The organism is Streptomyces sp. NRRL B-24572, from assembly GCF_002156145.1.
Taxonomy (GTDB): domain Bacteria; phylum Actinomycetota; class Actinomycetes; order Streptomycetales; family Streptomycetaceae; genus Streptomyces; species Streptomyces vietnamensis.
In genome coordinates this window covers 20,383-31,753 of the sequence record NZ_MWIG01000019.1, presented here as the reverse complement: position 1 = coordinate 31,753, position 11,371 = coordinate 20,383, and the positions used below count along the sequence as shown (strand labels likewise).

Annotated in this window: 14 protein-coding genes; 9 read left to right on the top strand and 5 right to left on the bottom strand. The window is 71.7% G+C overall.

What is annotated here, in order from left to right:
• Positions 1-1,067: malonyl-CoA decarboxylase domain-containing protein (locus CCN56_RS01175; protein ID WP_086822304.1), on the bottom strand; the 1,067-nt coding region annotated here is incomplete at its 3' end.
• Positions 1,068-1,225: 158 nt separating this feature from the next.
• Here CCN56_RS01175 and CCN56_RS01170 point away from each other — a divergent pair.
• Together CCN56_RS01170 and CCN56_RS01165 are read left to right on the top strand one after the other, a co-directional pair.
• On the top strand, positions 1,226-1,903 hold the full coding sequence (locus CCN56_RS01170; protein ID WP_041127429.1) for a GntR family transcriptional regulator: 678 nt from the start codon (positions 1,226-1,228) through the stop codon (positions 1,901-1,903).
• Positions 1,904-2,160: 257 nt separating this feature from the next.
• Entirely contained in the window at positions 2,161-2,541 is a 381-nt protein-coding gene (locus CCN56_RS01165) for a nuclear transport factor 2 family protein (protein WP_086822301.1), read from the top strand.
• Between the two features lie 378 nt (positions 2,542-2,919).
• On the opposite strand, the gene CCN56_RS01160 is transcribed toward CCN56_RS01165, so the two are convergent.
• On the bottom strand, positions 2,920-4,038 hold the full coding sequence (locus CCN56_RS01160) for an alkene reductase (protein WP_086822300.1): 1,119 nt from the start codon (positions 4,036-4,038) through the stop codon (positions 2,920-2,922).
• Positions 4,039-4,104: 66 nt separating this feature from the next.
• On the opposite strand from CCN56_RS01160, the gene CCN56_RS01155 reads away from it, so the two are divergent.
• From CCN56_RS01155 to CCN56_RS01150, 3 genes are all read left to right on the top strand, one after another.
• Positions 4,105-4,467: a MerR family transcriptional regulator gene (locus CCN56_RS01155; RefSeq protein ID WP_086822318.1), complete on the top strand. Its 363-nt coding sequence runs from the start codon at positions 4,105-4,107 to the stop codon at positions 4,465-4,467.
• Between the two features lie 431 nt (positions 4,468-4,898).
• A complete protein-coding gene (locus CCN56_RS45700) occupies positions 4,899-4,991 on the top strand; it encodes a putative leader peptide (protein WP_362661460.1) in 93 nt (30 codons plus the stop codon).
• A gap of 122 nt (positions 4,992-5,113) precedes the next feature.
• The gene (locus tag CCN56_RS01150; protein WP_179199625.1) at positions 5,114-6,529 is read left to right on the top strand and encodes a sulfatase; all 1,416 of its coding nucleotides are present in this window, start codon (positions 5,114-5,116) and stop codon (positions 6,527-6,529) included.
• Positions 6,530-6,693: 164 nt separating this feature from the next.
• On the opposite strand, the gene CCN56_RS42850 is transcribed toward CCN56_RS01150, so the two are convergent.
• On the bottom strand, positions 6,694-6,861 hold the full coding sequence (locus tag CCN56_RS42850) for a hypothetical protein (RefSeq protein WP_179199624.1): 168 nt from the start codon (positions 6,859-6,861) through the stop codon (positions 6,694-6,696).
• Positions 6,862-6,999: 138 nt separating this feature from the next.
• Here CCN56_RS42850 and CCN56_RS41560 point away from each other — a divergent pair, with 138 nt between their 5' ends.
• Positions 7,000-7,746, top strand: coding sequence for a hypothetical protein (locus CCN56_RS41560; protein WP_107484074.1), 747 nt, complete (start codon positions 7,000-7,002; stop codon positions 7,744-7,746).
• Between the two features lie 86 nt (positions 7,747-7,832).
• On the opposite strand, the gene CCN56_RS41555 is transcribed toward CCN56_RS41560, so the two are convergent.
• Positions 7,833-8,330, bottom strand: a complete 498-nt coding sequence (locus CCN56_RS41555; protein ID WP_107484073.1) for a carboxymuconolactone decarboxylase family protein — start codon at positions 8,328-8,330, stop codon at positions 7,833-7,835.
• Positions 8,331-8,562: 232 nt separating this feature from the next.
• Positions 8,563-9,342, bottom strand: a complete 780-nt coding sequence (locus tag CCN56_RS01140; RefSeq protein ID WP_086822295.1) for an NAD(P)H-dependent oxidoreductase — start codon at positions 9,340-9,342, stop codon at positions 8,563-8,565.
• A gap of 140 nt (positions 9,343-9,482) precedes the next feature.
• Here CCN56_RS01140 and CCN56_RS01135 point away from each other — a divergent pair, with 140 nt between their 5' ends.
• From CCN56_RS01135 to CCN56_RS01130, 3 genes are all read left to right on the top strand, one after another.
• Positions 9,483-10,331 (top strand): helix-turn-helix transcriptional regulator, encoded by an 849-nt coding sequence (locus CCN56_RS01135; RefSeq protein WP_086822292.1) that lies wholly within the window; start codon positions 9,483-9,485, stop codon positions 10,329-10,331.
• Positions 10,332-10,373: 42 nt separating this feature from the next.
• On the top strand, positions 10,374-10,505 hold the full coding sequence (locus CCN56_RS44115) for a hypothetical protein (RefSeq protein WP_256961649.1): 132 nt from the start codon (positions 10,374-10,376) through the stop codon (positions 10,503-10,505).
• Positions 10,506-10,602: 97 nt separating this feature from the next.
• On the top strand, positions 10,603-11,223 hold the full coding sequence (locus tag CCN56_RS01130; RefSeq protein WP_086822289.1) for a phosphoribosylanthranilate isomerase: 621 nt from the start codon (positions 10,603-10,605) through the stop codon (positions 11,221-11,223).
• Positions 11,224-11,371: the final 148 nt, after the last annotated feature.

Below are 11,371 nucleotides of genomic sequence, written 5' to 3'. Positions count from 1 at the left end.
CGGAGCCGCTCGACGTCCCCCGTGCCGAGCTCCGCGGGTCCCTCCAGGGCGTCCAGCTCGCGGACGAGCAGGCCGAGCTCGGCATCCTGTCCGGCCTGCTCACCGAGCCAGCCGCGGAAGCCGGGGAGGGGCGAGAGCGTGGCGAACCGTGTCAGATGGGGCAGTTGCTCACTCACCTGCTCGATGACCTGCTTGATGAGGAAGCTGCCGAAGGAGACTCCGGCCAGGCCGTCCAGGGCGTTGTTGATCGAGTAGAGCGCCGCCGTGTCCGCGTCCGCGGGGCTGAGCGCCGGGCCCGGCTCGATGAGGGGGGCTATACGGTCCGGCAGACCGCGCACCAGGGCCACCTCCACGAAGATCAGCGGCACCTCCCCCGTGGCCGGGTGGAAGAACGCGTAGACGGCACGGTCCTCCGGCTCCAGGCGGCGGCGGAGCTCGGCTTCGCTCGCCATCGGGTGGACCCTCTCGCCCTGCATCAGGCGCCGGCGCAGTTCCTTCGGCGCGTCCCCGGTGACCTCCGCCATGCGCAGGAAGCCCCGGTTGAACCAGGAGGTGAGCAGGTGGTGGAAATCGTGGTCGAGGGGGCGCAGCTCGGGGTGGCGGTGCATCAGCCGGCGCAGGTCGGCGCGCATCTCGACCAGGGCGAGCGTGGCGTCGGGCGCGTGGTTCATACGGCGCAGCAGCTGCTGGCGGGCCGGCTCGACCACGTCGAAGAGCCGGACCAGCTCCTCCTCGCCGCGGGATCCGGCGGCGTGGGCCTCCTCCCAGCGGCGGAAGGCGGTACGGACCCGGTCGGCGTCGACGTCGAAGGTCCGGGTGACGTGCGTGAAGAAGGCCCGCTTGCCGTCGTCGTCGAGCTCGTCGTAGGCGGCGAGGGCCCTGGCCGCGACCGCGCGCATCGAGGCCTCGCCCACGTCGCTCATCAGGACCTCGCAGGCGGCGAGCAGCTGGTCCAGCGGGTGCTCGGGCGGCGGGGCAGGCTGCTCTCCGGCCGCCGTGTCCGTGCCGCGCCGTCGTCCCAGCGCCTGGAACAGGTCGGTCAGCAGCCAGCCGTCGTGACGTTCCATGCCGCACCTTCCGTCCTTCGGTCCCGCCCGCCTCTGCTGCCGCCACAGCGTAGAATCCATGATGGCGGACGATATATATAACAACGCCACCGTAGGACACATCAGGGCTCGGGCACCAGCCCCGTCCGCCCGGATGACCTGACTGCTCGGAGGTGCACATGGCCCGGATCCCGGAATCCCAGCGCGTTCGCGACGCGCTCGAGAACGCTGTCGTCGACGGTCACTACCGTCCCGGCGAGCGACTGGATCCCGCACGCCTGGAGCAGGAGTTCGGCTGCTCCCGTACGCCGATCCGGGAGGCGCTCCAGGCCCTGGAGCGCTCCGGACTCGTGCAGATCCGCCCCAAGCAGGGCACGTACGTCACCGAGCTGAGCGTCTCCGAGCTGGCCGAGCGCTTCGAGGTCATGGCCGAGCTGGAGGGGATGGCGGCGCGGCTCGCCGCCCGGAGCATCGACCAGGAGGCGCTGCACGAACTCGAACGCGCCCTGCTCGAATGCGAGAGCCACGCGGCGGCCGGCGACGCGGACCCCTACTACTACGCCAACGCCCGGTTCCACGGCATCGTCTACGACTCCTGCGGCAACGAGTACCTGCGCCGGCAGGCGCACGCGCTCAAGCGGGCCCTGCAGCCGTACCGCCGACTGCAACTGCGCGTCCCGGACCGCATGCGCCGCTCCCTGGCCGAACACCGCGCGATCGCCGACGCCATCGCCCGCGGCGACGCCGAGACGGCGGAGAACGCCGCGCGGGACCACGTACTCGTCCAGGTCAAGGAGTTCAGCCAACTGGTACGGACCTGGCGGCGGTTGACGGAGCCGGTGCGCGAGGCCGGCTGAGCGCGGCACGTCGCCCCCTCCCCGGCCTGTTCAGCGCCCCGGCTTCGGCCGGCGGGCGGCGCGAGGTGGGCCGCGCCGTGACGGTCATGTCCGGTCGGCTCCTCGAGTGGAGCGCCTCGACGGACCACCGATGCCGTCGCCGGTGCCGATGCCCTTCCCCCGCTGCCCGTCCCCGCCGACGCCCACCTGCTCGACGCCCGCCACCTGCTCGACGCACTCACCGCGCCGCACCCGGTCGGCAGCCCTACGGTGACACCATGAGCGACCCGGAGAAGAACAAGGCAACGGCCAAGGCGTTCTACGACCTCATGTTCAACCAGTGCCGCCCGGCCGAGGCCATCGCCCAGTACGTCGGCGACACCTACATCCAGCACAACCCGCACGTCGGCGACGGCAAGCAGGCGTTCATCGACTACTTCGAGCGCATGGCCGCCGAGTACCCCGGCAAACGCGTCGAGTACAGGCGCGCCTTCGCCGAAGGCGACCACGTCGTCCTGCACTGCCACCAGACCTGGCCCGACGAGGAGTACGCCGGCATCGACATCTTCCGCTTCGATGCCGGCGGCAAGATCGTCGAACACTGGGACGTCCTCCAGGTCGTCCCGGCCACCTCCAAGAACGACAACACCATGTTCTGAGCGAGATCCACGATCAAGTCGGTTCGTCGGGTGGTTCCGCCGTCGTACGGGTACGCCCGCCCGGTGCGGGGTGTCGGACCCGAACGGGCCCCGTACTCGGTTGCGTATCCCTCGGCGACGCGCGGCTCACGATCCGTCCGTCGAGCAGTGCGCCGAAGAACCGGTTGAGATCGCTCGTGGTGGACACCGGATCGGCGGCGGACCCGACAGGTCCTTGCCCGGGGCGGGCCGGGCGGCGGTCGGCTCGGCACGCTGTTCGCGCCCGGCGACCGGGGCGGCGCAGGCCATGGGACGGCGTGGCAGGCGTTCGAGCGGGTCGCCCCCGGCACGCGTGGCGGGGGTGGGGCGGATGGCGGCGCGTGCGCGTCCCGAAGGACCTCAGGAGGCCACGAGCGCGGGCGCGTCGAGTGTGGGGTAGTCGGTGTAACCCGTCTCCCCGCCGGTGTACATCAGGTACTGGTCCCGTACGGCGTTGAGCGGCGCACCGGTCCGCAGGCGTTCGACGAGATCCGGGTTGGCCAGGAAACCGCGGCCGAGGGAGATCAGGTCGGCTCCGGCGGCGAGCAGCCGCTCGCCCGCACCTCGGCCGCCGTCGCCGGGCAGCGGTCCTCCCCACCCGAGGACGGGGTTGGCGATCAGCGTGCCCGGCCAGGTCTTGCGGATCTCCTGGAACAGCGGCTGGTCCGGGTCGGCGAACACGACGTGCAGATAGGCGAGACCCCGGTCGGCCAGGGCGGCGACGAGAGCCGGGTAGATGCTGTCGGTGTCGCCCTCCTCGATGCCGTTGACGCCGACTCCCGGGGAGATCCGCACCCCGACCCGCTCGGGACCGATCGCGTCCGCGACGGCCTGGACCACCTCGACCGCGAACCGGATCCGGTGCTCGACCGGACCGCCGTACGCGTCGGTGCGCCGGTTGGTGTTCTTCGCGAGGAACTGGTGGATCAGGTAGCCGTTGGCGGCGTGCACCTCGACCCCCTCGAAGCCCGCGTCCACGGCCCGTCGTGCGGCGGCGGCGAAGTCGGCCACGGTCGAGCGGATCTCGTCGACCGTCAGCTCGCGGGGGACGACGGCCGGCCGGCGCCCGTCGGCGGTGTGGATCTCCTCGGGGAGCGCCACCGGCGAGGGGGCGACGGGGACGTGACCGCTGGTGTCCGGGTGGCCGACCCGCCCACCGTGCTGGATCTGCACGAACATCCGCCCGCCGGCCTCCCGTACGGCGTCGGTGACCCCGCGCCATCCCGCCACGTGGGCGGAGGTGTGGAGCGCGGGGATGTCGGCGTAGGTCTGGCCGACGGCGCTCGGCGTGGTGGCCTCGGCGATGATCAGGCCGGCGGAGGCGCGCTGCGCGTAGTACGTGGCCATGAGCGAGGTCGGCACCCCGTCGGCGTCGGCGCGGTTGCGCGTCAGCGGGGCCATGACCAGCCGGTTGGGGAGGGAGAGGGGGCCGAGGGTGGTGGATTCGAAGAGGCGGGATCCGCCCGCGTTGTTCGTCATGCCGGTACCGTAGAACTTGACACCGGTGTCAGATTCAAGTGGGAACCGGTAGGAGTGGAGCGGACGTTGAGGATCGGCGAGCTGGCACGACGCTCCGGGGTGAGCGAGCGCTCCCTGCGTTACTACGAGCAGCAGGGCCTGTTGCGGTCCGAGCGCACCCCCGGCGGTCATCGCTCCTACGGGGAGTGGGCGGTCGACCGCGTCATCCGCATCCAGGCCCTCTACGCTGCGGGCCTGGGCAGCAAGAAGATCGCGATGCTGCTCCCGTGCATGCGGGACGTGGACGGCGGCCCGACGGAGTACACCACCGGCGAGCTGGTCGAGGAACTGACCGTCGAGCGTGACCGTATCGACCGCATGATCCTCGATCTCGTCCGTTCCCGCGAGGTTTTGGACGAGGTCATCGACGCCGCGACCATGAGGGCGTGAGGCCTGTCCGGCCGGCCGTCGGCCGGGGGCGGAGACCGGGATCCCGACGGTCCGGAGGTACGAAACGGGGGGCTGCTCGTCCTCGTTCGCCGGAGCCGCGTCCCACCCCGTCCGCGCCCCCTCCGGGATGCGCCTGCGCCGATGGCGGCCCGTGCGCTGAACACGCCGACGGACGCCGGACAACGACCGTGAGCGGCAGCGGCCGGGCGGCGATGCGAGTGGCACGACGAGAGACAGGCCGTCCACGGCGGCCTGCCCGTCGGCCACGTGTGACATCCCGCGGGCATGCGCCACGGCCCCAGTCGTATGCGGCCGGTCGCCGCAACGCGGTTCCCAGGGGTGTCGGGGGCGTTTCGATCATGCGAACTACGCGCGTCAACCAGCCTGTACGCCGTTGACGCCCCCGGCGGCCTCCGTGAGACTCCTGGATCATGCAGCCCCCTCGTGACCGCTCGGTCACCCTCGTCCAACGCCGCCACGTGGACCTCGTCCGTGTCGCGAGCGCGGCCTGTCGCTGCCTCTGACCAGCCGGTTTCCCGCTCGCCTTCCACGCTCCTCCGCCCGCCCGCGCTCGCGGCGCCGTCCCCGCCCCCCGCAGGGTTCCGGAGGCATGCCCGTACGTCCGCACGCCCTTCTGGAGACTCGTATGTCCACGCCCCTGTCCCGCCGCGCCCTCGGCGGGGTCGCCGCCGGTGCCGCCGCCGCGGCCGCCCTCGGCGCCACCGCACCCGCCGCGCAGGCCGCCGCGCAGGCGAGTTCCCCGGCCGACCCTCAGGAGCGTCCCTTCCGCGCCGCGCACCCGCGCCGCCACTCCCCGCGGCCCAACATCCTCTTCATCCTGGGCGACGACCTCGGCTGGGCCGACCTCTCCTCCTACGGCTCCCCGCACATCCGCACCCCCCACCTGGACCGCCTCGCCCGCCAGGGCGTCCGCTTCACCGACGCCTACTCCGGCTCCGCGACCTGCTCCCCCACCCGTTTCAGCCTCTACACCGGCCGCTACCCGGGCCGTACGAAGGGCGGGCTCGCCGAGCCGATCGCCGACAAGTCCGTCGGCCTGGAGCCCACCCATCCCACCCTCGCCTCGCTGCTCCGGGACTCCGGCTACGCCACCGCCCTCATCGGCAAGTGGCACTGCGGCTACCTCCCCGACTACTCCCCCACCAAGTCCGGTTGGGACGAGTTCTTCGGCAACTTCGGCGGGGCCCTGGAGTACTACTCCAAGCTCGGCCTCGGCGGCGAGTACGACCTCTACGAGGGCGAAGCCGAGTACAAGGACCTGCGCTACTACACCCGGATCCTCACCGAGCGGGCGAGCGAGTACGTCGGCCGCGACCACGACAAGCCCTGGCTGCTCAACCTCAACTTCACCACCCCGCACTGGCCGTGGATCGCCGACGGCGACAAGGAGACCAGCGACGAGATGGTCCGCCGCATCAAGGCGGGCGACCGCTCCGCCCTCTGGCACCAGGACGGCGGCTCGGTCGAGAAGTACAAGGAGATGGTCGAGGACCTCGACCGCTCGATCGGGCAGGTCCTCGACGCGCTGAAGCGCTCCGGCCGGGAGCAGGACACCCTCGTCTTCTTCGCCAGCGACAACGGCGGCGAGCGCTTCTCCTACAACTGGCCGCTCAGCGGCAACAAGGGCTCCCTCCAGGAGGGCGGCATCCGGGTCCCCGCGATCCTGCGCTGGCCCGCTCGGATCGACGGCGGCCAGGTCAGCGACCTGCCGGTGTTCACGCCCGACTGGACGGCGACCCTCCTCGACCTGGCCGGGGCCCGCCCCCACCCCGCGTACCCCCTCGACGGCACCAGTCTCGCCGGACACCTGCTGCGCGGCGCCGAGGTGCCCGAGCGGGACCTCTTCTGGCGGGTACGGGGCGAACGGGCGCTGCGCCGCGGCGACTGGAAGTACTACCGGGGCAAGTCCGGCCGCGACCAGCTCTTCCACCTGTCGGAGGACTCCCGCGAGCAGGCGGACCGGGCCCCGTTCGAGCAGGCCCGGCTCGCCGATCTCCGGACCGCCTGGGAACGGATCGACGCGGGGCTGCTCCGCTACTGAAACCCGGTCGGCCCTGCGATGGGGCCGGGCCCGGACCGGCCAGCAGCCGGGCTCGACCGCTCGGCCGGGCGACGGACGTTGCGTCGACGGGTCGAGGCCCGGTGCTCGGCGCGCGGGTCATGGCGGCGAGGTGCCCGCCCGCTTCGGGCGGGCACCCGGGCCCGTCAGACCTCGATCAGCTCGGTGACCAGTCGTACGGCCTCCGGAACCTCGACGTGGTCGTCCGGGGCGGCCCCGAAGTGGTCGTCCGGGGTCGCCCCGAAGTGCGCTCCGGTGGCGGTCGCCACCGCCGTCGCGCCGAGGCCCTCGACCACGTCGACCAGCTCCTCCACGGACTCCTCGCACCGCACGATCAGTAGGCCCGACGGGCGCTCCCCTGCGACAGTCGGCGGGTTGACCGGCCTCAACAGCCGCCGCTATGGGTGTCGTTGGCCGCACCGTCCCGTGCGGTCGCGGAAGGGAGAAGACAGTTGATCGCGATCTGGTGGGTCCTCGTCGTGGTGGCACTGGGCGTGTGGTGGACGGCCTGGCGGCTCGTCCGGTACCCGGGAGGATGGGCGTACGCGTTCCACGAGGAACACCGGGAGGCGCGCAAGGCGCTGGAGGATGCCCGTGGCGCCGTACGGGAGCTGCGGAGCACGGCCCTTCGCGAGACGTGGCAGGCACGGACCGCGGTGAGGCGGGCCGAGCGGGCCTACCGGCGCCGGGTCCAGCGGGCGGAGTCCGAGCTGGAGCGCCTGCGCGACCCGCACCGCGGTGCCCTGGTCGAGCAGTTGGGTGCGATCACCCTGCACGAGCACGCGGTCCTCATATCCGACGACGCGGTGCCACTGGCCGGCGTGCGCGTCCGGTTCGAACTCGCCCGTTCCACGCACGTGTCGTATGTGTACATCACACGGCCCGATGGACGGGAGCACATGGAGTGCTACGAGGGCGAGGAGTTTCCCGAGGACGCGGTACGCCGGTTCAGCGTACGGGTCCAGAACGCGGCCGTGGCGGCGAACCGGCTGCAGGAACGGCGCGCCGGTGACATCCGCACGCTCGAAGCGGAGCTGCGTGAGGCCCGCAAGGCGACGGAGCCGATACAGGAGGCGCAAGACCGTCTGGACAAGACGCGCGCCCGTCACAAGGACGGCCTCGAGCTCCCCCGGGCGCGAGCGGCGCTCGACGACGCCAGGGACGCCTGGCGGGACCTGACCGGGCGCCGCCCGCTCTGACCGCGCGTCCGTCACCCGTACGGGTCGGGGCGCGCCGGTCCTGGTGGTGGGTCGTGGTGATCGGTCGCGGTGGTCGGTGGCGGTGGTCAGTCCCACTGCTGGTCGGCGAGGGACTCGACCGGCTGGGGCTTGCCGATCACGGCCAGGGCGATGAAGAAGTTGATCTGACCGATCGCGATGGTCAGGGTGGCCAGCGCCTTGGCGTCGTAGTGCCGGGCAGCCTCGGCGTACACCTCGTCGGTGACACGCTCACGGCCGTGCGGGGCGGGCTGGAGGGTCGCCTCGACCAGAGCGAGAGCGGCCCGCTCCGCGGGGGTGAAGTACGGGGCGTCCTGCCAGGACGCGACCGCGGTGATCCGCTCCTCCGTCTCCCCCGCCTTGCGCAGGAAGCCGGTGTTCAGGACGGTCAGGTACGTGTTGTGGACGATCTGCCCCGCCCGCAGGTGCACCAGGTTGATCGTGGTGCGGGGGACGGACCGGTTGCCGGTGGCGCGGAACAACGCGGCGCTGACGTCGGCCAGCTCGGGTACGAACTCGCCCGGGTTCGGCATGCGGGAGAGGGAAACAGCAGCGGTGTTCGTCATGGCGAGGACTCTCCGTCTTCCAGTCGATCGGTGCCGCCGGCGTGCTCGCCGGCGTCTTCACTGCACTGACGGAGCAGCGGACGGGAATGTGACGGGCGACGAGGAGGGATTTCGCTCCCCGGATCCTCTGTCCGCTGTCCGCTCCCCTCTCCGCTCCTCTGCCCGCTCCTCCGTCCGCCCCTCGGATCGCCTTCCGGCTCGCGGCGTGTCCGGCGTGTCCGCTCGTCGGCGCTCAGCCGCGTACGTGCAGCCCGAATCCCGTGCGGCCCGCGGGCTCCAGTCCCTCCTTCAGCTGCAGCGAGGGGATCTCGTAGTCGCCGGAGTTCTGGCGTCGGAACGCGATCGGTTCGGTCGACTCCAGGGTGAGCAGGCGCTCTTCCCAGGCCTTGGCGACGCCCGCGTAGTCGGCGTCGGTCATCCGGTCGGTGCCGTAGAGGACGAACGGCGGCAGGACCTCGATGCCGGGGTAGTAGAGGATGCCGTGGTGGATCGGGAACAGCAGGTCGTCGATGGGGCCGTTGATCCCGCGGGCGGTGTAGTGGGACTGCGGACCGCCGGCGGTCACCGACAGCAGGGCCTTCCGGCCGGCGAGGGTGCCTTCGCCGAAGCGTTCGCCGTACTTGGTGTCGTTGTGCTCGCCGACGCCGTACGCGAAGTGGTAGGTGAACACCCGGTCCACCCAGCCCTTGAGGATCGCGGGCATCGTGTACCACCACAGCGGGAACTGGAAGATGATCGTGTCGGCCCACAGCAGCTTCTCCTGCTCGGCGCGTACGTCCGGGGTGAGCGTCCCGGCGTCGAAGGCCCGGCCCGAGTCCAGGGCGACCTTCAGTGGACTCGACGCGGCGGGGCCGTAGTCCGCGGCGTCCACGACCGCCTTCCAGTTCATCGCGTACAGATCGCTCACCCGTACGTCGTGCCCGGCGGCCTCCAGTGTGGACACCGCGAGGTCCTTCAGCGAGCTGTTGAGCGACTTCGGCTCCGGGTGGGCGTGAACGATCAGCGTCTTCATCGGTGATTCCTTCGGATCGGATGCCTTCGATCCTGGCTGCCCGGAGGGCCGCTGTTCAGGGACGCCGTTTCCGTCGGACCGGGCTTCCTGGTATCGACAGGGCCACCCTCAGGAGGAGCCACCGAGGCCATACTGGGGACATGGACGATCTTGCGGGCTTCCTTCGGACCCGGCGTTCCCGCATCGACCCGGCGGCCGTCGGCATTCCCACCGACAGCCGCCGCCGGGTCGCGGGGCTCCGCCGCGAAGAGGTCGCGCACCTGTCCGGGGTCAGCGTCGACTACTACGTACGCCTGGAGCAGGGGCGCGCGACCCAGCCCTCCGAGCAGGTCCTCGACGCGCTCGCCCGCGTCCTCGGTCTCGACGAGACCGAACGCGGGCACTTGTACCGGCTCGCCCGGCAGCGCCGCCGCCCCGCGAAGGCGCCGGGCGGGCGCCTCCGGCCGGAGGTGCTGCGCGTCCTCGACCTGGTCGCCGACGCACCCGCGCTGATCATGAACCACCGTCTGGACGTGCTCGCCGGGAACCGCCTCGCCCACCTCCTCTACGGGCGGCCGATGCCGGGCCTGAACACCGCCCGGCACATCTTCCTCGAGGAGGCCGAGCGCGGCCTCTACACGGACTGGGACAAATGCACCCTCGACGTGGTCGGGCACCTGCGCCTGGCCGCCGGCAAATACCCCGAGGACCCCCGTCTGGCCTCGCTCGTCGGCGAGCTCGCGATGGGCAGCGAACGCTTCCGCCGCCTCTGGGCCCGCGCGGACGTGCACGCCCGCACGCATGGACGCAAGGCGTACCGGCATCCGCTGGTCGGACTCCTTGAACTCCACCAGGAGAACTTCGCACTGCCCGACGAACCGGGCATGGAGCTGCTGGTACTGTCCGCGGCCCCGGGCAGCCCCGCGGAGGACGGTCTCCGCCTGCTCGCGGGTCTGGGCGCGGAGGGCGATGACGTGCGGCCCCCGGCGAACGCCCGGCTTCGTGAGTGACTCGACGCCGCGCCCACTCGCCCCCGGGAGACCACGAGAACAATGGCATACGGGTTCACGGCCCATGAGGTGGCGGCGGAGGTCGACGTCGACGAGATGCGCGAGGTGCTTGCGAAGGTGCTGACCTTCGGGCGCGAGGAAGCCCGGCCTCGGCTCATCGGTTTCCCGGTGTGATCCGCCGCTCCCTCCCCTGGGGTGGGCCGCGTCGGCGGAGGGGGCTGGAATGGGTAGGCTCGGGGTACCGCGCCAGAGGCATACAGAGGAGAGACACGTGTTCGTGAAGGTGTGCGGGCTCGGGACGACCGCCGACATCGATGTGGCGGTTGCGGCCGGAGCGGACGCCGTCGGTCTGGTGATCAGCGGGACCAGCGTGCGCGGGCTCGACCACGATCGGGCCGTGCGGCTCGCCGCCCACGTGCCGCCGGGTGTCCTGTCCGTTCTGGTGGTCAACGACACGCCTGCCGCCGACGCCGCCCGTATCGCCGGTGAACTCGGTTTCGGCGCCCTGCAGTTGCACGGCAAGGCGTATCGCGAGGAGGACTTCGCGGCCGCGGCCGGGGTCTTTCCGCGGTTGTGGCGGGCCACGTCCTTGAACGAACGGCCCGACACGCGTGTCGGCGCCTACGGCGAGGAGGTCCTTCTCCTCGACTCGCCCCGCGCGGGTTCGGGCGAGCCGTGGGACCTGTCGCTGCTCGAGACGGCCCGGCCCGAGGGCCCGTGGCTGCTCGCCGGCGGGCTCACTCCGGACAACGTCGGCGAGGCGATCGACCGGGCGCGTCCCTGGGGGGTCGACGTCTCCAGCGGCGTCGAGTCCACGCCGGGTGTCAAGGACCATGACCTGATCCGTACCTTCGTCGCCGCCGCGAAGCAGGCCGCCTCGCAAGGGGCCTGACTCGGGGCCGGACTCGACCGACTGCCGACTGCTGTACACGCCGGCGCCGGCCGCTGCGGTCACTAGGTATAAAACTGCCGGACGTTGGTTACACATGGGTCTCCGAACAGACGGAGATCTGCCATGCCCCCTTCGCTGGAACAGCAGC